Raw genomic sequence first — 21119 nt, forward strand, 5'->3', positions numbered from 1 at the left:
CAGTCAACAAATCATCTATTCTTCTATTCCCATCAACGCTTCAACGAAAGCAACTTGTTTCATCAGCTGCGGATATTGTTCCGGAGGTGCCCCATCTTCAACCATCCAGCACATTCCCATAACGGTTTCCACATAAAGACATTGCTTTAAAATACCGCTTGGTATATCCAGGTTTTCTCCCAATATGCATATTAGATCATTTATTTTCTGCTCTAATTCCGGCGTAATTTCATCGTCAAACTCATTCAAGATAAAACGCGGAATGTCGAATACAGGATCGCCGATTACACCTTTTGGATCGATAATAACATACGCATTACCAGGGCCAAGCAAAATATTGTCATGATGAAAATCGCCGTGCAGCAGCATCTTTTCGGAATATTTGGAAGCAATGGATAAGCAAATCTCTTTTGCCCTGCTCATATGCCGATATAATTCCTGACAATCTATTCGCTTGCTCATATAGGCTGTTATTCTCTCGACCCACTCTATGTAAGTCGGGTATATCGCTTCATTTTCAGGTGCTTCATGCAAATATTTATAAAGGGAGCAAAATACAGCCGCTCTTGATTCGAGGGAGTTTTCTTCCCTTAAAGGAGTTCCCGGCTGCACACGCGCTTCAAGAATGACGCCGTTTTCAAGATCAGCAGCAAACACTTTGCAAAAACGCCGGCCATTGTATTGACGCAAAGTATTAAATTCTGTCCTGATCTCTCTGGAGGAGGGATTGCCTATTTTAAGCACTGCATCTCCAAAATTTGCTGATTGGCATACAAATACAATATTTGCCGAGTAGGAAGGAATGAATTGCAAGGAAGTTAAATTCCACATTTCAGCATAAACATCAAAATCACGCAGAACCTTTTCATAAAAATCATTGCCAAAACGCTCAATTATTTTTGCCTTTTCATTTGGATTGAAACCATGACGTGTGCTCATAACCAGATCTCCCCTCAAATTCACAAGCCTTTTCAAGCCTTTTTCAATAATTAGCAAGGAGCTTCCTCCCTTCAGTCATTAGTATCATATTGGACAGAAATTAACAAGTTACGATACCCGAATAGTCCATTCTTTCTTGGCACATGCTATTTGGGACTGCCCTTATGCGGTCTTATCCATTTTTTTGAGGAGGCAATGATCATGGCATTTCCTGATAACCGCGCCAACAACGCCAAGCGTCTGAAAAAAGCAGTAAAAAACACAAAAGAAAATTTTAACGAAGCCGAACAGTATCTGGACGAGCATGCCGATGAAATTTCGTCATGCGAACGCGCGAACATTGAAGCCAAAAATGAAAACCGCAAAGAAAGCATTGCGGGAATGAAATCGGAAATTCAGGATGAAGAGCAATTTCAGCAGCGTCAGGAGTAGTTTCTGCTGACAACAAAATCGCCCCTGAACAATTGCGTAGTGCTCGCAACTTAGTCAGGGGCTTTTTCTTCACTGGAACAAACATCATCCGATTATCCGACGCGTTTATCCGACGAGTCCTGTCCGCTCGACACTCTCAACAAAATATTTTTGTGCAAATAAATATAAAATAAAAATTGGCGCAATCCCGAGCAGCGTCCCCGTGTTCAGCAGCAAGGATGTATGAGACACGCCTCCGACATGCTCCGGCCTGACGATGCCGGGCAGCAGGTCAAGCATTCTGGACAACAATGTTGAGTTGTGCATATAGAGCGTGACGAAATAGCTGTCGTTCCATTGCCATACGAAGGAAAAAAGCATGACCGTGGCAATCGCCGGCACTGCGTTCGGCAGCATCACCCCGGCGAATGTCTTGAATACACCGGCACCGTCAACATATGCGGCTTCTTCCAGATCCTTAGGCAGCGCTCGGAAAAATTGACGGAATATAAATACATATAATCCGTTCTTTAAGCCCATCGCCAAGGCTGACGAAATAAAGAACGGCCAGAAACTTTCGAGCAGGTTAATCCCTTTATTGCCGGTCAACAGTTCGTAGAAACCAAACACATCGAAAAATCGAAAATGCAAATAAGTCGGAACCATTAAGGTTTGCGGCGGAATCACGATCGTAAATATCACAATTGCAAACAAGATCCCGCTTCCTTTGAATTTCAGCCTTGCGAAGCCATATCCTGCGAGCGCGCAGGAAACAAGCTGGAGCGCAGACGTACCGATACTCAAAAAGAACGTATTTGATACCGCGCTATAATAATTCAGATACCCGATCATCGTCTTCACATTATCCAGCGTGAAGTTTCTCGGAATCCAGACGACGGTGGAATCGTACAGATCGCCCCGGTCTCTAAAGGCCAGCGAAAGCTTCAACAAGATCGGATATAGAATGATAAAGCAGATGCCGAAGATAATGACGGCGCGAACCGCTACCCATAGCCCGTGCTTCGTTTTCTCAACCGGATTATAACGGTCAAACCAATTAGCAACAGCGGCTGATGCCTTGCGGCTGCTCCGTTTGAGAGCAGTTTTCATGCTTCCTCCCCCTTGGCCCTAGTCATAGTAAAACACCCGCTTTGAAATAATAGACGTTGAAATGACCAAAATGACAGAGATGACGAGGAAGTAGATCCAGGACATCGCCGCGCTTACGCCAAAATCAAAACGGATAAAAGCCGCATCCTGAATCATACTCGTAACGCCGTTATTATAGAAGGAATCGATAATTGTATAGACGACATTCGTCAGGATGAGCGGCGAGATCATCGGAAACGTGATCTTCCAGAATGCTTCGTAGCCGGTCGCTCCTTCCATCTTGGCCGCTTCATACAAGGAAGGCGATATGGATTGCAGGCCAGCGAGAAAGATCAAGATCTGCACCCCTGAAGAACTAATGATTTGGTAAATGCGATCGACGGCATCGGTCAAATATTGGACAATTTCAATGCTCATTCCGGCCTGGAGCAGAAACGGCGCCAGCTCCAGGCTGCGCAGCCCTGAATAATTGCTTTCCGCGTCCTGGCTCGCAGAGCCGATCATTTGCGCCAATATATTGCCGCTGTCCAGCTTCGCAATGACTCCGGAGGCTAGGACAACCGGCAAGAATATGATCGCCCTTGCAAACATTCTCCCCCTGAATTTTTGCGACAGTAAGCTTGCAATAAACAGACTGAAAAAAATGATCAGCGGCAAGTTTAAAGCCATATTTACAACTGCGTCGGTCAAATTGCGAACATACCAGGCATCGACATAGAATACATGATAAAAATTCGCCCAGCCGATAAACTCCAAAGAATATCCGGTTGCTTCCACCTTCAATTTATGAAAGCTGAACACGATCGACTGATAGAACGGTACAGCCATCAACAAGACAAATCCCAGAAACCAGGGGGTGACAAACAGCATGCCAAACCTGGCCTTTCTGCGCTCCAAGCTCAATGTCCGCTTCTTTCTTGCCATGCTATCACCCCGCCACCACATAATCGCCCGCTTTGATCGTGATTCCGTCAATCACGGCATCACTTCCGCCATAATTGACGATCACGGATTTACCATTCTCATAATCCATTTGATAAACGCTCTCCGCCCGCTTGCGATGACGGATCATCTGTTGTCCACGCACAGCCTTCATCACACTATTGACTTCGGCGTAAGTGGTCGCCGCCTCTTCCAGCCAATGTACATAATAATGCGAGTTCAAATCGTTGTGAGACGTATTTTGTAAAACCGAAGGGTCCTCAAAGATCAAGCTATAGTACACCGAAGAGCCGCGTTCTATCGCTTGCAGCACATTCTTGCGCAAATTCTGATCGTCCGTGAGATTAAACGGCTTCCCCGCGTAGTCAATATATCCATGAAGCACCATCTGATAGAAAGGGACCGATTCGCTTGCAAGCTGGAAAGCATTGCTTTGCTGCGGCGCATTTAAGATGTGTTTAACGTAGGGGAGCAAGTAGATATTGCCGCCGCTTACCATCACACTATCCGTCTGTTCCGCGATTCGCTTTACCTGCTCTGTAACGATGCGCTTCGCCTCTTCTCTCGTCACTTCGCCATTGCGGCGAAAATCGGAGTGAAGGTCGGAACCGAGATCACGCAGCGACACCGATCCGAGCTTCAGCTCTGTATACTGCTCCAGAAAGCGATCCATAAGATTGGGCAGGGCATTCGGAGATAACAAGAAATAGGACGGCAGGTCATGTTCCTTGCGATATGTCGCCAGATTGTACGGATAAATCTTTGCATATTTACGCGACATATACTGAGCGGCCTGCTTGGACACGCTGAATCCGCCCGAGTTGCGGTACACCTTCATCAAGGCGACGTCCGGGTACAGCGCCCCGCCATCGTTCTGCAGCCGCCGCCCGATTTGCTGCCATTCATCCAGACTTCCCACATCCTGTTCGAGACGGATTTGCGCCGGGAATCCATGAAGCAGTCCGCCGTTAAACCAACCTTTAAAATTAATGTGAATATTCGCTACCTGATGTTCGTTTAGCTTGTCGATCAGTTTTGTCGTCTGTGCGGCGGTCGTCAGCGGAACAAGAGCTTCATAAGGAACGCCGAGCATGCTTTTTTCCTTTCTGATTCCGCCTGTCAGCTCGAGGTAAAAAGGCGTATCGCTGTTTGTATCCAGCTTTTGCAGCCCGTAACGCTTCGTCAGATAGCTGCGGTAATACGCGGCCATCCCGGAATAATCGGCGTCATCGCCATGCAGGAAAGCATAGCGCACTTGCAGGAGACCTTCGTACATATGCTGCGGTGTCTTGATCATTTCTTCGGTTCTGCTCAATTGAACGCTGTCTCGTGGCATGACAATAAACTGCGCGGATACCGTATGATACGGAAACAAGCGGCCGGCTACATCGGCGTTAAGCCTCGCGATCGCGTCTCCCGCTTCGATGATGGCGAACAGGGCATCATCCTGTTTCTTCATACCAAACACAGGCATCCGGCTCACCTCAAGATTGGTTGTCTTCTCCTCTGCGCTGATCGCCTGGTCATCGCCGTATAATGTGAGCATGATTGGCTGTGCGGTTGTCTTGCGCTTGTTTAGATCAATAAGCGTTCCTGAACCGTCCGGCAGAAAGATATAGCCTTCATCCTGCTCTTCAGCCGCGCCAAAGTAATCCAGCAAGCCAATTGCATGCAGGCGAGAGTGGGACGAAACGCCTTCTATCGCCCTCGTATCGATGACAGCGACCAGTTGATCCCCTTCAAGCCTGTACTCGAGCACAACCTTATACTGAGGCTTCGCGCCGCCACTGCCGTTATCTTGCCCGTATTCAGCCTGATCATAGGCGAGATCCTCCTCGGTATAGCCGGCTTTTTCGAATAGGGCGACAACCTTGTTCACCATCACCTTCGGTATTTCCCGGCGTTCGTAAACTTGTTCCGTCTCGTTGAAGCGATATCGCGACAGAAGCTGCTCCCGATCGCCTTGGTCTTCCAATCGCTGCAGCAGTTTTTCCTCGAACCGCTGCTTACTGAGCTTGAGCGGTAAGGAGTCAACCCCCTTCTCTGGATCGCCGAACCGGTAGTTCACCGAGACGCGATTGGCAGCAAGTTCTATCTCAAATTGGCCATGCTTAACACTATCGTTATAACTGTCATATTCCTGCGTTTGCCCGTTGTGGGTCAAGTAAACGAGGGACACTTGAGACGAAAGCTTGCCTGCCAGATGGGGCGACAACTCATCTGTCTGCGGCTCCGGCGGATTGGAATACCAGATCTTGCCGCTGTATTTGTCGACGACAGCCATTTCAGCCGTGCTGCGATTCATATATAGCCGCAGGGAGGCGTTCTCGATTGCCGGCTCCATGCCCGGCAGCCGCGGCTGCGAATCCTTCGCGGAACGCCAAGTTTTACTCGCTGCCGGCTCTCCGATCTGCCCAACGTCGGATATCGGATCTGCCGTGTCAAGTGAGCGGCTGCCCTCTTCCTTGCTGCAAGCAACAAGCATGGCGATGGCGAGCAGTAGGCACAAGACAGCCAATAGCGTATGACGGCGCGCTCTATGCGCTCTTTGTGCTCTCACCTCTTATCCCTCCCCGATTCTGAACATGATTTCTTTGTATACCGTCGTCAGGAAAGACAACATTTGCTGCACTAAACTGAAGAACAGCAAGCCAAGGAAGACGAAGATCCCGATTACGATTATCGTGAGCAGCATCGTTACGATCGTTTTCGCTACAGAGTATTGATGCACGGTCAACATCCCGACAAAGATCAAACCGATGCACCAGAGAAACGCGACCGTTTCGAGCATGGTGTAAAACGCGCCTTCCTGCAGCGTGATTACGTTCGACAAGGCGATTAGCGGAAGCTGCACAAGCACTAATGGGACCAATGCGTAACCGGTCGCCATAACGATCTCCTTGAACTTGCCCTCCCCGTCCATCAGCGTTGTCAGCGACCAGTTGGCTACACACCACAGGAAGAAGGGCAAGACGATAAACTTGACTTCATCCCAAGTGTTTACGGATTGTGCTGCATGAGGATTAAAAATAAAGCCGGTATATTGCCGCTTTAATACGTATAGCAAGGACAACAGCAGTAAAAGCAAGAGGGTAAACCAAACCTTTGCTTTCTTTTCATATTTCAGTTCCCAAAACCCTTTAAACGGGTGAAACATCGTATACCAGGCCATCCCGATTACGCCAGGCTCCTCTTTTTTTCTTGCTTTGCGCACAACGATGACAAGCCCGGCCAGACCTATTAAGCCGGCGGTCGCAATCTTGTCGAAATGCTCCCACATGAATTCCTTTCGATATCGTTCAAACGCCCGCGAATAGTATGGGCGATGCATACCGAGCCGGAAATTTTCCATCGCCGCATCGTTATTGCCGCGCCGCAGCTCTGCCTTGCCGATGCCAAGATACGCAATTTCAAGATTGCTGTTTAAAGTTAGCGCGTCGCGCCATGCGGCCACTGACTCCCCCTCCTGCCCGATGTCATTGTAGATCACCGCATTCCGGATCACTTGGCCGTATCTTGTCGGCTCGAAGATAACGAGATGGTTGAAGCCTTTATCCAGCACAACGACCCGATCCCCCAACATATCAAGCGCAACCGGCGTCTTGAAATTTCCGACCTGCTCGCCGAGTTGGCCGAAGATATACATCAGCTTGCCTTCGCGGTCATAAGTAAACACCCGTCCGCGTCTGCTATCCAGGATATGATAGATCCCGTTGCGGTCGATGGCGACATCGACGATCGATGAGGTGCCCGGCCTTGTCCCGCTCAATGTAAAGGTGATGTCCCCCTTTGGGTGAAAGTAGCCCGCACGCCGCAGCACATCGATTCCCGAAGGATTAAGGCGCTTGACAGGATCGTCGCTGTATGAATCGCTGCTCGTCGCAAAGATAAAGCCTTCGTTATCGATCGCAACATTCGTAAAGTCCACCGGGATAAACAAAACCATCTTCGAGCGCTGTTCCTTCGTCATGACCTGTTTCCAGAACAAGTCGATCGGACTGAACGTCACCCGGTTCACGCCCATAAACCCGGTAAATTTGCCGCCGGAGTCAAACTGCATAATGCCTTCAAACACCCCTTTGCCGACGACATACATCCGATCTGCCGAATCGACAACGAGCTTGGAGGGCTGATAATTGAATCCTTCACTAAGCACATCCGCTTCCGGCGCGCCAATTTCCCGTATCAGCTGCCCCTCGGGCGTTAGCTCGATGACGCGTTTATGCCCGGTATCGGCAACGTAAAGGTGGCCGTTACGATGAATAAAGATGCCCTGGGGAGCTGCGAAGCCGTCCGGCTTTCCTTGATTGATGAACGAATCGATAACCCTGTTGACATTCAAGTTGCTGTCGAGACACACAATCCGATTGTTGCCCGTATCAAGGATATAAATATCGCCGCTTTCCGAAATGGCAAAATCCTCTGGCGTCTTGAACGAGCCGATGCTCAACTCCTCTCCGTCAATCTGGCGTACAGGCAAATACGGCGCCGGAGCCGGCTCGGGATCGCCCCACCAGGAATAGTTATAGCCTTCGTATGGCGCGGAGAATACCGGAGCAGCCGTACCTGTCAACATCAGCAACAATGGAAAAAGCAGCATATATTTTCGCATTAGATTCACATTAGCCTCCCCTTTCCGATCAGTCTTTCATGCCGGAGGTTGACATGGTCTGGATGACGCTGCTCTGCGACAAGATAAAGATAAGGATCGGCACCGAAAGCATTAGCAAGGTCGCAGCCATTGAAGGACCCGTCCGTATAATCCCGCCTGCCAGTATTTGATTGAATGCATAATCTATCGTTTTCAACTGTTCGCTATAAATATACATAGAGCCTGCGGCGCCGCCAGCTCCCCACAATCCTTGAAACGAAAAAATAATCAGCGTCAGCCAGGCAGGCTTCACAATCGGCATCACGATGCTCCAGAAAATGCGGAATTCGCTGCAACCGTCAATCTGTGCCGCTTCCAGCAGCGCATCGGGAACCTGCTCCATAAACTGCTTCATCAGGTACAACCCCAGCGAAGAACCGATCGCCGGAATAATGACCGCCCAGTGCGTATCAAGCATCCCAAGCCAAGACATCGTCATATAATTCGTGATTTGGGTTACCGTCGCCGAGAACATCAGCGACAATACGACTATGGTGAACAAGACCCCGACACCGGGAAACTTGCGCTTTGCCAGCGGATATGCAGCCATCGAGGCGATAATGACATGCCCCGCCGTTCCGACAATCGCAATGAAAAACGTGTTAAAGATATATCTGGTAAACGGGACCCATGATCCGGAAAGCAAATCGTACAAATCCGTAAAATTGCTCAGTGTCGGGTTGTGCACAAAAAAATCAGGCGGAAACTTCAATATTTCATTGATCGGCTTAAATGCATTATTGACGACGAATATAAGCGGCAGCGCCATAAAATACCCGACTAACGCAAGCAGCGAGAACATGATGAGATCGCCGAACAACGAGCGGCTCATTTTCTTTCTGCGATAGAGCAATTTTTTCATCATGGTTACTCACCAACCTTCGTTAGCGCCTTGCGTACGATGAGGTTCGATCCGAGCATCATCGCAAATAACACCGTTGCAATCGCCGAGGCGTATCCCATTTCGAAGCGGATTGACCCGTAATCCATTAAATGGGTAACGATCGTATGCCCTGCATATTGCACGCTTGGAAAGCCGGCCAGTGCCACCGCAACCTCGGCCACGGCGAAGGACGCCGTAATCTGGATCACCGCGCCGAACAGCAGCATCGGTCTCATCGACGGCAGCGTAATATACCATAATTCCTGCCAGCGATTGCGGATGCCGTCAATCGAGCCGGCTTCAAACAAAGTTTTATCCAGACTTTGCAGCCCTGCGATGAAAGCGAGGAAGCTCGTGCCTAGACTGAGCCATAGTTGTACGACGATAATAATCGTCATGATGTATTGCGGGTCCTTCAGCCACAGGATCGGCTCCAGGATGAGCTTCCACTTTAGCAGAAAAGCGTTGATATAGCCGTAAGAATCATTGCTGAACAGCAGTGTCCAAACGATATATGCGCTGCCAGACAGCGCCGGAGCGTAGAAAACAAGCGTAGCGAACGCCCGCAACTTGGCGGACAGCTCATTGATGACCCAGGCGAGCACGAAGCAGGCGATATAGCTGATCGGACCGGTGACCGCCGCGAACAAAAGCGTATTTTTCAAGGCGATTAGAAAGACGTCGTCGCGGACAAAGAGATGAGCATAATTACGCCATCCAACCCACTCGGGAAATTCAAGCATATTGAAATTCGTCAAACTGACAAGGAGAGACAGGACGACCGGAAGGACCGTAAACGTAAAAAAAATAATAAAATAAGGGGCGATCATGGCATACAATGCCTTGCTCTGTTTGATTTCTTTCCACAACATCCGTCAAGTCCTCCTATTCTGCAAGAGTCGGCAAGTCGAATTCCTCGCGCTTGATCGTAATTTCCTGATTGATCGTGCGTACGTAGTTTTCCAACGTTTCACGCGGTTCGCTGCCATCGTTGTACACTTCATAGAACGCATTGTTCAAGTGACGGTCCAGCGAATAGCCTCCGGGAACTGCCGGTCTTCCCCGTACCCACGTGAACTGTTTCATCAACTCATTCAATTCTCTTGCAGACCAGGGCAAGCGTTCCAATGCTTGCAAGTTGGCTGCAGCGTACCTGGCAGATTCGCCAAGGATCGCTTCCATCTCCCGGCCAAAGGTCACCTGAGCTTCCGCGTCCGTCCACCAGCGAATAAACGCCCACGCCGCTTGCTTGTTTTTCGCCTTTTGGAACATTACCGTACCGCCTGCCGAACTTAACGTTTCGCGGTTTACAGCACCGTCAGCTGCACGTTTTCCGGGAAGCGGAGCAAAATTCCACTGTCCCCGGATTTCCGGTGCGAACACCGTCAGGAAGTTATAAGTGGAATAGTCGGCGATGCCAAGCGGCATTTCCCCTGTACGGAAACGATTGATAAAGTCGAATTCAAGGGGCAGCTTGTAATTCGTGTACAGGTCCGTCCATTTGCCGAACGCTTCGATGGCAGCGCCGGAATCGAGATCAGCCGCGATGCCGTCCCCCCGGTAATACTGGCCCCCGTTTTGATACAGCATCGTTTCAAACACAAGCGTATGCGGCATCGCCAGCTCCATATTATGCTTCTGCAGCTCCGGAATGATCTTGTACATGTCCTCCCACGTATCCGGTACCGGAAGCCCGAGCTCATCCAGAATGTCCTTGCGATAGAACAGCATCGGGAAGGATTGCGTTTCCGGAATCGCGAACACACCGTCCCGATATGTAAAGCCGGCGAACGCGCTGTCCATAAACCTGCTTTTCACCTGCTCGAACTCCGCAAACTCCGTCATATCCTGCAGCGCGCCCCGCATTGCGAAGTTGATTACATCTCCCATTGAGATCGCCACATCGGGCCCTTTGCCCGCAAGTGTCGCCGGCAGTATAACGTCTCCATTCACAAGCTGCAGGTTGACATGGATTCGGCTCTCGGGCGTAAACATATTGTCGATCATCGAGCGGAGCAGTTGAGCCTGATCCCGGCCAGAAGCAATCCAGACCGTAATCTCATCCTCTCCATCCTGGACGGAGCTATCGCTGCTGTAATCTTCGGAGAACGACCCCAGGAAGGAAAGCACTTCATGCCGCATCTTCCCGAACCATCCGCTTTCCGCCGGCGGCGTGTCCACATCGGGCGATTTAAAGAACAAATAATCGATTTCCAACGGCTGCTGATTCACCGTCAGCAGCCAGGTGCCGAGCGAGCTCACATTATCCTTGAATTGCTTCAAACGGGAGGTGATCGTCTCCGGGCGTGAACCGATATCTTGCAGCTGGTACGCCGTCGTGCGCAGAATCGTCGTGCTCCCGCTCGCCCCTCCGACCATCTCATCCATCTTATCCGCCGCCTGGGTTAGCGCTTCACTTTGCTCTCTAAACTTTTGCTCAAGTCCCGGAATTTTGCTCTCCAGCTGGTAATCGCGGAAAGGATCCGGCACCGTTCCGGTCAGCATGACGATTTTCAAATAGAGCATGTTCAGCTCCTGAATGCTGGTTCTCACCGTGCGGATCATGTCAGAAAGCTCGCCCATTGTCAGTTCCAGCTTGATTTGATGCGTGCCTTTCGGCAGATAAAACAAATACGGCTTGCTGCCTTCGCCGGGCATTCCCATTTGCCAGCCGCCGGCATATTGGAACGGGATCGCTTCTGCTTCTTTAAACGGCACTTGGTCGTCAATATAAAGTTTGCGCACCACATTGATGCCCCTGACCGTATTTTGCTTGTAACGCAACCCGAATTCATAGAGGCCGTCTTCAGGAATATCGACTTCCCAAGTGATCCACTGGCCAGGTATTTTCCAATTTACCCCGCCGATCGTATTCATTCTGATCTTGGATACGTGGTACGGTTCGGTCGCCGGACTGGATCGATCATTGAGCGGATATAGCGAAGGGTTGGATTTCAACACGGCATCTTCGCCCTGAACTTTCACGAACCGGCCGCTTGTCGGCTGATATCCCGCTTGCTCGTATGCCCGCGCAGTATCAACATAAGGAGCTGCCTGTTCTTCCTGATACAGTTTCAAATAATCTATAATCATCGGTTCCCTGAGAGAAACAAGTCCGATTCTATGCTTGCCTGCGGAGAGATAGAATGAAAAGGCCTCATTATAATAACCTTCAGCGTCTCTCACCACTGTCTCTTGCCATTGCGGGCTTTCAACTTGTCTTGGACGAAGATCGTTGCCCCTGCTGTCGCGCTCGATTTCGGACTGGCTATTGCGCCAGACACGGGAAAACACGAGCCGGCTCGCTTCCTCAAACGGCGGATTGCCGTCGATAAGCAGCTCCCGTTCAATCGGAGAACTGTTGCCTTCAACCGGATAATAACGAATGCCAAGATGATACAGCCCCGGCTCCTTGATAGCAATGTCCCAATAAATCGTACCCGTTTCTTCAGTCAACACTACCGGTCCCGTTGCCCCGGCAAATAACTCGATCCTCCTCGCTTCCATTCCCTCTGTGGCTGTATAGGCCTCCGCCTTTATGATCTGGCTCACTGCCGGCCTTTTTTCTTCGGCATGCCCGGCAATGTATTGTTCGTAACGGTTTAAGGAACTGCTCGTTGCCGCCGGATGATCCGCGAACCTAGCTTTCGCTCCTTTGCCGGACTCCAGAATGTGAGCAAGGCCGTTCGTCCCGCTTGCAGGAGCAAAGGAGGTGTACGCCACTACAAGGATCAGAGCGGAGAAGACGGCAAGGATGATTGTCTTCTTCCTGGAAAGCTTATGCACGCGAACCCCTCCTTCCTGATGTAATGGTTGGAAGGGGATTCCCGATTTCTGAAAATCCCCGTTCCCAAACTAACAGCCGCCTATTTGTTCGCATTCAGATTTGCATCGATCGAGTCTTGAGCAAGCTGCTTGTTTCTTTCCAATGCGGACTCCGGCGCCTCGCCTGTGCCGGATACGGACCATGCGATATCGCCGAGCGCTCCTCCCAACGGCAGGAACAACGGCAGCACATAATCGGAAATTTCCAGCATGACCTGAATATCTTTTTCGCTGGCGAGATTTTGCAATTCAGCTCCCTCCCGCTTCGCCTTGCCTACACGGTCCCACAGTTGAAGTTCTTGCCAGATCGCCGCCACTTCTTTCGGACGCTTGACATTCGCCGGCATATACCACATTTCAAAGTTTTCGATCGTATTGGAAAACTCAGTTGCTTTCGGTCCTTTCGGGAAAGGAACAAAGCCCTGCTCATCGGTCATCTGTGTCCGGGTTGCGCCTTCCCAAAGCTCGCCGGTCACCATAGCCGCTTTGCCGCCGGAGAATAAGGTTTGTGTATCGGCGTAGTCATCCGAACCGTGTTTGTTCGGCGCAGCGACTTTATGCACGTTAAACAGATCGCTCATAAAGTGAAGCGCCTCTACCGTATTTGGATCGTCATAGGCAAACACATACTTGCCGTCGCGATTGTCAATCAGCTTTCCGTTATTGGAGTAAATCAAGATCCGGGCCAAATTCCCTCCCACGTTCGTAAAGCCCCATTGATCGGTTACACCGTCTCCGTCCGTGTCCTTGGTCGCTTTCTGGGCAATATCCAGGAACGACTCCCACGTCCAGTTATCTTCGGCGATCAGATCATGCGGGTCCTTTAACCCTTCGCGCTCAAATAAGGTCTTATTGTAATAAATACCTGAGCCGGAATGCACCATGCTTTTGAATCCGTACATCTTGCCTTCATAGGAACCGTAGTTTTTGATCCCCGCCGGCCATTTCGGATCATCGAAGTCGAAATAATCGTCTACGGGAAGCAATAGCCCTTGATTGATCGCCGGGATCGCCTGATAGATCACATAATTGACAATTTCCGCGACCGGCTCGCCGGACAATGCGGCATTGGCTACCATCGTGACGTTCTCTCCCCAGCCAACCGTCACCCACTCGATCTTGACGTTGTATTTCTCCTCTACTTCCTTCTGCCGCGCAAGCATTAATTCCCCTTCCTGGGTGTTCGGATCGGGAGCGCTTGCCCATTGCAAAATCCGGATTGTCTCGCCGTTCATATTAAGAGCCGGCTCCTCTTGATTAGGCGCCTCTGCCTGTTGAGGCGGTGATCCTTCCTGTTGCGGGGGCGAAGTATCCGTTTCATTGTTCGGCCCATTCGATTTACTGCAGGCGGCAGTAAAAATTAGGGCGATCGCCAACATAAGCATCGCTAACATTTTTACATTTTTCAATGTCATACCCCTTCCTTTCGCATCGCTCAAGGCACAAAACATAATGAAATCATTCAGTTCATTGCAAAATCGGTACTGCACCGTCAGAGACAGCGCTTTCAAAACCCCGATCAATCACCTCCTTACAAGTTAAAATGCCGTTTGCGCCGAAGCTATTTCAATAAAGCCGGAAGAATTCCCCACCAACTATACATCTCCAGGTAACAAACATCGAACAGCATTACTCCATGCGATCGCTCTCGGCATAGCCTGACCGCTTTCGCAAACTGATCCGAATCCGCTTGATAATCGTGCAGAAACAAGCTGGCGAAGAATGGGATCTGGCCGTTCACCGCTTCATGACTTTGTTCAATGCCTCCTTCCACACTGACCCAGGCAGCAGTTCCCCGATCGACTGCCTCCTGCTTGTAAACGTCACGATAGTAGCAGCCGGTCATCAAAAAGTCGAGCTCATCAGCGTATCCCGCTTCATGATAAAGCGATGAGGTCCACTCCAGTTGCGGACGATATGTCGCGCTAGCCCAGTTCACCCCCTCCTGATAGTAGACCGGATACCAGGAGCCTACGTAGATGCAAAACAGCGCTTCCGGTTTGAGCGATTTGACTAGTGATTTCGCTTCCTGAACAAAGCTCTTTATGTTCCTGGCCCGCCACTCGATCCATGCTGAAAACAGCTTTCCTCGCTCCATGCGACCTTCGTTTTCGGTAAAAATATCCTCTGGCCAGCGCTCTGCCGTGCGCCCGATAAACTGCTCGAACTGCATGCGGCTAAGCGCGCTGAAATCGCCGTAAATGTTCGGATACCGGCAACGATCCAGCGCTATGCCGTCCAACTCGTAGCCCGCTGCAAGCTCGCGAAGAACGGCCAACTGATGCATCCGCACTTCTTCATGAATCGGATTCACAAACAGGGAATCCTCTGGATATTGTTCTGCCGGCACAAAGCCAAGCGGTTTGTCGTTCGATGCCGGCCGGACATACACGACCTGCCACTCCTTCTTGTCGTACGCTATACCGTCATTGCTCCGTCGTGTTCCTTCAGCAAATACGTTGACATTGGCAATCACTTTGAGCCCGGCCGCATGTGCTGCCTCCAGCAGCTCGCCCAGATAATCCCGGCCTTCCCAGGCTGCAAAGCGACCGTCCGACCAGTTGCTGACGTGAGGCGCAACCTTGCTTGGATAGGTAGTATGCCCATAAGGAATTTTGGCGTCCACGACAAGATGGGTGATATGCGAACGTTTGGCGTTATCAACGAGCCGTTGCTGTTCATGCTGATCGGCTAACCGCCGGCCATTCGCCAGAAAGTCCACCCATAAAATATTCGAACCCTGCTCGATCACGGTTTTCATAGTCCAGTCTCCTTATTCGTTTATTTCTTGCCTTAGCCGCTTCCAGCATATGGCCCAAAGGGCGAGCGGGCCTCGGCTATACGCCTTCCATTCCCTCCGGCCAATGAACTTCAATGCCTTGCTGCCGGAGCAACTCTTGATAGGCCTGCAGGTGGCTTTTGACCGCACGCACGTCATGCGGTGTAATCCGATGGCGGATCGCATAGGAAACCAATAAGCCTACCGCTTCACCGATATTCCATTCTGTCGGATGCTCACGATAGCAGCCGTTGGAAATATGCGTTGTGCCAATATTTTTGCATGCGGGCAGGACATTCTTCATCCGTACCGGCAGCAACGACCCGAGCGGAATTTCATAAGGCAGAGAAGGAATATATAACTGGCGGTTCGATCTGATCGTCGGATGCAGGTCCAGATAATAGCTGCCCACCCCGACACTGTCTTCATAGCGCTTGATGCCGAGACTGCCCCGCAATTCCCGGCTGACGTCATGTTCAGTAATCGTATACAGCGCTTTGATGCGTCTGGATTCCCGAATATAAGGGAACTTGGCCAGCCCATCCTCCGTGCCCAGCACATCGCCTCTCAGCCTCAGTCCAGGATATCCTGTTCCACCGTCTGGGCGCGGGGCTTCGGTCTGCATCCAATAAATAAGGGACAGACTTAATTGTCTGGCGCCCTCCAGATGTCGCCGTTGTTCTTCCACGGGCACATCAATAATCGAACCTAACAGATAGTCGTTCTGACTCCAGTTCACCAGTGTAATATCGCTTTCATACAGATCGTGAGCAAACAGGCTCCGATCAATGATTCTCCGGTATGTCCAGAGCGGCAGCTCTCCACTGCCATCCGGCATCATCGGTCTTTGCCGCAGTTGGTGCCCGCGGTTCACATCGGGGATATACCAGCTCAGCAGGGGATGCTGCGAAAATTCAGGTATATAGTTCCGCCAAAAATCATACTGCTCCGGCTTATCGATCGTACAGTGAGCACCCTCGATGTGATCCATCGCAAACACATAAGTAATCGGTTGCATATCCAGCGGATCGGCTTCGTCCGCAGCATGCGGCTCCCCGGTTGTGCCTTTCGCTTCGGCGCCTGTCACATATTCCACACCGGCCAGGGGCAGCAAATCCCCGCATTCCGTCGCATCGATAAAGTACAGCCCCCGAAGGCTTAGCTGTTGTCCGGTCGAAATATGTTTGACTGTAACCGCCTGCACCCGATCGTCCTGAACGTCGGCTGTTTCGACCTGGTAGTTGTAATATACGTGAATGCGCCCGCTGTTCACATATGGAGAAAGCATGTCTTCAATGACCCGCAGCGACACCTTGGGTTCGTGGCAAAGTCGACTGACCCAGCCATTGCCCGGATTAAGCCTGTCACTGGCCTGTGCTTCTTCCGTCAAAGGGTAATTCTCCTTGTAATATTGACGCACCCGAATGCGAAATTGCCGGTATGTATTCGTACAACCGAAGCTTTCAATCCAAGGGTGTTCGTCCGGCGGCACCCCCTGGCTGGTCAACTGTCCTCCAAGCCAATCCGTTTCTTCCGTCATAATAACAGTCAGCCCCATCTTTGCAGCTGATAAAGTCGCCATGCAGCCACCCAAGCCTCCACCCAAGACAATACAGTCCGCAGTTCGCTCATCCATATTCGTTTCCACTCCAATTAGCTCTAAGTTGTTGCCTATTATAGCAACTAGTTCGTTGACAAAACTATACATTTCGGCCCAAAACTTTTTACCTATCGTCCAAAAAAAATACTTCTTTCATTTTGAATTAAGAATACTCTATGATAGTGTAAAGCTCCCCTTTACAGTCTATCCAGTACTAGGGGAGATTCCTGCCTCCTTTGGCGGGGGTATGAATGGATGAAGTCAGTTTTTTCAGGGGATTGCTTTCATTTTTGGTTGCGATCTGGAGACATGAAGATAAAAACTACATTTTTGAGGTGATCCATGATGAGCATTTCCGAGTTGGTTGTCAACGGTATGTTGGAGTACTACGAAGATGGAGTCAGGGTCTTCCACTCCCGACTGGAAATGAAAAAGAACATCCCGTTCAAGCTGTATAAAGTTACGCAAAAATACCCCAGCCCGGGGGATCACAAACACGACTATGTTCAAATCTGGTATGTGAAAAAAGGCGTACTCATCCATACCATTCATCAGAAAAAATATAAAATGATCGCTGGCAACCTGTACGTCATTCCTCCTTTTGTCGTTCATAGGGTGAATATGAAGCCGGATCATGAAACGGAAATAATCGGTTGTGAATTCCTGCCCCATTTCATCAACGGCCAGTTCAACGAATCCTTTGAATACTTGTTCCTGGACGAGGACCGGTTGCATTCCAAGGTCGCATTCAGCGGAGAAGCCGACTTGCAGGTGCAGCAGCTGCTCGAAGGCATGCTGCTGGAATATAACACGCAAGGCCCGAATTTTGAACTGATGATCAAAGGCAGCTTGCTGATGCTAATCGGGCTGACGCTCAGGGAATGGCAGCGGGCGCCGCTGGCCCAGCTGGACGGGAAGATGCGGCGGCATAAGGAAATTATGGAGGGTGTGATCAAGTACATCCACGATCATTACAAAGAGGATATCAAGCTGGAGAACATTTACCGGCATGCGTTCATGTCGAGAACGTACTTCTGCGACTTGTTCAAGCAATACACTGGGAAATCATTCCAGGAATACCTAATCGACTTGCGTCTGCGCAAATCGATGGAAATGCTGCTCAGTTCAGATATGAGCATCACCGATGTTTGCTTCCATGTCGGCTTTAACCACTTGACGCATTTCTCGCGAATGTTCAAAAAGCATACCGGCGTCACTCCGCTCTACTACAAAAAGCATGCCAAATGTCAACTTGGCAAAGGAGAATGAATACCACCGTACCGAATTTATGGGATTGCCTGCTGCTCACGCTGGTTCTGCTCGTATCAGGCCTTTCGCTCCATCTCGTGACAAACGCCGAGGCGTACAGAACTGCAAGAATCCGCATGGCCGTCATTGCATTATACGGGCTGTTCTGCCTCGGCATTTCCTTGTTATTTACGCTGTCCGGTCTTTTTCAATAAAATCCCTCTGTACATGCCGCCCAGCATTACGCCTTCATCATGTTCAACGTGAATTCGCTCCGGATGCCGGCTTATTATTTGTTCAAAACTTCTTCCGATATCCGTGCCGAACAACGAGATAATCGGACGCAGAAGCGCCTTTCCCAGAGGCAGTTTTCCACTCTGAGGCGCGAATTTGTCCATAATGATAATTTGTCCGTCTTCCCTTGTTACCCGAACAATCTCGTCAAAACATTGATTGGCATCCGGAACGACTGATAAGATCAGGTTTGCAATAACGACATCAAACTGATGATCGGAAAAAGCGAGCTGTTGGGCGTCCATTTCGAGAAATTGTATGTCCTGTGTTCCAGCCTTGCTCCGAGCTTGGGCAATCATATCTTTGGACAGATCAATCGCTGTGATCTTCAGGTTTAAACCCGTAAGAAACTGAAGATCCGCGCCAGTTCCTACCCCGACAAGCAGGAGCCGACTGCCGTCTCGGATTCCCGCTTTTTGGAAGACCCTCTCCCGCGCGCGGCGAAACCGGGACGAGTCAAACAGCCTATCGTATATAGGCGCCCACGCCTTGTAAATCAGCTTGTTCCATTGATTGTTCATTTGACACACTGCCTTTCCCTAGTTCCTTCAGTTGCTATAAGGGAATCGCCTTGACTTGTTTAAGGAGCCGGCTATAAACGGCTAAGCCAGAGGCGTGCGGACACAGGATCCGTTATTTTGTCGAATCCCGGCTCATTCGGAGGTTTCACGGACAGACGATCCGTTATTTGCCGATTTTGCTGGGGTTTATCGATGATTTGAGGCCAATAGCGGATCTACGGTCCGCGAGCAGGTCGTTTCGGCTGTTTTGTTCACAGATAACGGATCCAGGGTCCGTTCAGGTCCGCCTCTTGAGATGAATTATATTATATGATCAATCATTCACATATAATAGTATAAAATACTTGTCCCAAAACTTCCAGTCCTTTCTATTCATCTGCTCATATATTCTGCACGCACACTAAAATGAGGCTATCCGCAAAGTTTCTCACTCTGCTGGACAGCCCCGTAAAATCGCTCTACTTTTACACTTCCTCCGCTTGATTGGCCTTCTCGCTCTGCTTCTTTCGATTGCGAATGCTGCGCACGATAAACCATATGGCCGCAATGACCGCCCCAGCGGCTAGCAAAGTGACGCTCAGCCCATGACCGACCATGCTCTCCGCGGCCCGGCCATATATATAGAACAAAATGCCTACGGCATAAAATTTCACTGCCCGCCCAATCGCGGCATAGCAGAGCAGCCTCCACAGCGGATAATTCATCGCGCCCGACATAATAGTGAACAGCTTAAACGGAATCGGCGTGAAGGAGCCCACCATAATCGCCGCTTCGCCGTGCTTCCGGAACATGTCTGTCGCAGCGTCCAGCCATTTCTTTTTCATCACCCGGTTTAGCAGGAGGTTTCCAGATTTTTTGCCAATCGCGTAGCCTACTGGCGTTCCAAGCAAACAACCGATATAGCCCACCGTTGCCAGCCAGATGGCCGTTTCTGGATTCAACGCGCTAAGCGATACCTGCAAAAAGAAAGCCGGAATCGGCAATATAATGGCGTCGAGCATCGCATGGATAAACATTCCGCCAGCACCAAATGCCTGAAAAAACTCAACGACCGTCCCCATTAAACGGCCTTCTTCATGTAGATAACGCTTTCTGGCCGCTTGTCATGTAATTTTCTGTCCATTATCTTCACCTCAATTTTTTCTGCACATGATTACATATTAATGCAGACAAAGCTCTTTCCAATACCGACCGGCGTCGGAAAACGGGCTGGACTATGGTCGAGTTCTTCGGCAATGCATGCAACGGTTCCCTCCCTCCCTCCGGCTTCAAGCCGCCATTATTAAGCGCAAAAAGAGGCTTGGGAGCAACCCCAAACCTCTTCGCTTCATGCAAGCAACTATGTAATTATGACATTTCCTTGGTCGGTCCCATAATACCCGGCACAGGAAGACCGGCTTGACGCAGCAGTACGGTCATTTGTCCGCGGTGATGCGTCTGATGATCGATCAGCATGCGCAAAAACTTGCCGCGCGCAACCGGACCTTGGAAGCCATCCATCTCTGCAGTCAGCTTCTCTTCCGTCAGATTATCCGCTTCGTTCTTGTAAGCCTCGACTACTTCCTCGTACTTAGCAATGATGGCTGCCATATTATCAGGCATTGGCGTATCCTTGCCAGGCGCGGGAACCTGCAGGCCGGCGAACTGTCCAAAAAATCCTGCGGCGCTAACCAAATGCCATGCGAGCCACCCCAAGGAGTTGTGCCCTTCCACAATTGCAACATCCATCTTGTCATCTGTAATTGCTTTCATAACAGCTAGCGTTCCATCCGCCGACATCGCCCAATCTTCCAGGAAATCTTCCGGTTTACGGTACATTCCATCCCCTCCATCTGCAGCATATATAAATATAAGAGGTTGTTCAAAAAGTCGTCTTTTGAATTTTTTGAACACGCACTATAAGTATATTTTAACCA

17 protein-coding genes are annotated in these 21119 nt (G+C 50.1%); 3 read left to right on the top strand and 14 right to left on the bottom strand.

Annotated elements, in window-relative coordinates:
• Nucleotides 1-15: 15 nt before the first annotated feature.
• Nucleotides 16-996 (bottom strand): aminoglycoside phosphotransferase family protein, encoded by a 981-nt coding sequence (locus tag ACFQ0N_RS15230; protein ID WP_379327512.1) that lies wholly within the window; start codon nucleotides 994-996, stop codon nucleotides 16-18.
• A gap of 144 nt (nucleotides 997-1140) precedes the next feature.
• Here ACFQ0N_RS15230 and tlp point away from each other — a divergent pair, with 144 nt between their 5' ends.
• Complete coding sequence (gene tlp, locus ACFQ0N_RS15235; protein WP_379327514.1) at nucleotides 1141-1371, top strand: small acid-soluble spore protein Tlp; 231 nt, start codon at nucleotides 1141-1143, stop codon at nucleotides 1369-1371.
• Nucleotides 1372-1476: 105 nt separating this feature from the next.
• Here tlp and ACFQ0N_RS15240 read toward each other — a convergent pair whose 3' ends face one another.
• The 10 genes from ACFQ0N_RS15240 to ACFQ0N_RS15285 form a co-directional block, all read right to left on the bottom strand.
• A complete protein-coding gene (locus ACFQ0N_RS15240) occupies nucleotides 1477-2460 on the bottom strand; it encodes a carbohydrate ABC transporter permease (protein WP_379327516.1) in 984 nt (327 codons plus the stop codon).
• Between the two features lie 18 nt (nucleotides 2461-2478).
• Nucleotides 2479-3384, bottom strand: coding sequence for a carbohydrate ABC transporter permease (locus ACFQ0N_RS15245; RefSeq protein WP_379327518.1), 906 nt, complete (start codon nucleotides 3382-3384; stop codon nucleotides 2479-2481).
• Nucleotides 3385-3388: 4 nt separating this feature from the next.
• Nucleotides 3389-5962 carry a DUF5696 domain-containing protein gene (locus ACFQ0N_RS15250; RefSeq protein ID WP_379327520.1) on the bottom strand — a complete coding sequence of 858 codons (2574 nt, stop codon included), beginning with the start codon at nucleotides 5960-5962 and terminating at the stop codon, nucleotides 3389-3391.
• 3 nt (nucleotides 5963-5965) lie between these two features.
• On the bottom strand, nucleotides 5966-8014 hold the full coding sequence (locus tag ACFQ0N_RS15255; RefSeq protein ID WP_379327989.1) for a YIP1 family protein: 2049 nt from the start codon (nucleotides 8012-8014) through the stop codon (nucleotides 5966-5968).
• 28 nt (nucleotides 8015-8042) lie between these two features.
• Nucleotides 8043-8915 carry a carbohydrate ABC transporter permease gene (locus ACFQ0N_RS15260; protein ID WP_379327991.1) on the bottom strand — a complete coding sequence of 291 codons (873 nt, stop codon included), beginning with the start codon at nucleotides 8913-8915 and terminating at the stop codon, nucleotides 8043-8045.
• A gap of 5 nt (nucleotides 8916-8920) precedes the next feature.
• On the bottom strand, nucleotides 8921-9808 hold the full coding sequence (locus ACFQ0N_RS15265) for a carbohydrate ABC transporter permease (RefSeq protein ID WP_379327522.1): 888 nt from the start codon (nucleotides 9806-9808) through the stop codon (nucleotides 8921-8923).
• Nucleotides 9809-9821: 13 nt separating this feature from the next.
• On the bottom strand, nucleotides 9822-12722 hold the full coding sequence (locus ACFQ0N_RS15270; RefSeq protein WP_379327524.1) for an extracellular solute-binding protein: 2901 nt from the start codon (nucleotides 12720-12722) through the stop codon (nucleotides 9822-9824).
• A gap of 80 nt (nucleotides 12723-12802) precedes the next feature.
• Nucleotides 12803-14170 carry an ABC transporter substrate-binding protein gene (locus ACFQ0N_RS15275; RefSeq protein WP_379327526.1) on the bottom strand — a complete coding sequence of 456 codons (1368 nt, stop codon included), beginning with the start codon at nucleotides 14168-14170 and terminating at the stop codon, nucleotides 12803-12805.
• A gap of 152 nt (nucleotides 14171-14322) precedes the next feature.
• Nucleotides 14323-15522: an alpha amylase family protein gene (locus ACFQ0N_RS15280; protein WP_379327528.1), complete on the bottom strand. Its 1200-nt coding sequence runs from the start codon at nucleotides 15520-15522 to the stop codon at nucleotides 14323-14325.
• A 76-nt stretch (nucleotides 15523-15598) separates the two neighbouring features.
• Nucleotides 15599-17176: an FAD-dependent oxidoreductase gene (locus ACFQ0N_RS15285; RefSeq protein WP_379327530.1), complete on the bottom strand. Its 1578-nt coding sequence runs from the start codon at nucleotides 17174-17176 to the stop codon at nucleotides 15599-15601.
• A 306-nt stretch (nucleotides 17177-17482) separates the two neighbouring features.
• On the opposite strand from ACFQ0N_RS15285, the gene ACFQ0N_RS15290 reads away from it, so the two are divergent.
• Both ACFQ0N_RS15290 and ACFQ0N_RS15295 read left to right on the top strand, forming a co-directional pair.
• Complete coding sequence (locus tag ACFQ0N_RS15290) at nucleotides 17483-18409, top strand: AraC family transcriptional regulator (RefSeq protein WP_379327532.1); 927 nt, start codon at nucleotides 17483-17485, stop codon at nucleotides 18407-18409.
• Entirely contained in the window at nucleotides 18406-18603 is a 198-nt protein-coding gene (locus ACFQ0N_RS15295) for a hypothetical protein (RefSeq protein WP_379327534.1), read from the top strand. The genes ACFQ0N_RS15290 and ACFQ0N_RS15295 overlap by 4 nt, the downstream gene beginning before the upstream one ends.
• On the opposite strand, the gene ACFQ0N_RS15300 is transcribed toward ACFQ0N_RS15295, so the two are convergent.
• The 3 genes from ACFQ0N_RS15300 to ACFQ0N_RS15310 all read right to left on the bottom strand — a co-directional run bounded on the left by ACFQ0N_RS15300 (nucleotide 18574) and on the right by ACFQ0N_RS15310 (nucleotide 21021).
• Complete coding sequence (locus ACFQ0N_RS15300) at nucleotides 18574-19203, bottom strand: class I SAM-dependent methyltransferase (RefSeq protein WP_379327537.1); 630 nt, start codon at nucleotides 19201-19203, stop codon at nucleotides 18574-18576. The two genes, ACFQ0N_RS15295 and ACFQ0N_RS15300, sit on opposite strands and share 30 nt — an antisense overlap.
• Before the next feature lie 464 nt (nucleotides 19204-19667).
• Nucleotides 19668-20264 (bottom strand): YqaA family protein, encoded by a 597-nt coding sequence (locus ACFQ0N_RS15305; protein ID WP_379327539.1) that lies wholly within the window; start codon nucleotides 20262-20264, stop codon nucleotides 19668-19670.
• A gap of 286 nt (nucleotides 20265-20550) precedes the next feature.
• A complete protein-coding gene (locus ACFQ0N_RS15310; RefSeq protein ID WP_379327541.1) occupies nucleotides 20551-21021 on the bottom strand; it encodes a DinB family protein in 471 nt (156 codons plus the stop codon).
• Nucleotides 21022-21119 lie beyond the last annotated feature (98 nt).

Source organism: Paenibacillus sp. GCM10027626 (assembly GCF_042676285.1).
Classification (GTDB): Bacteria; Bacillota; Bacilli; order Paenibacillales; family Paenibacillaceae; genus Paenibacillus_Z.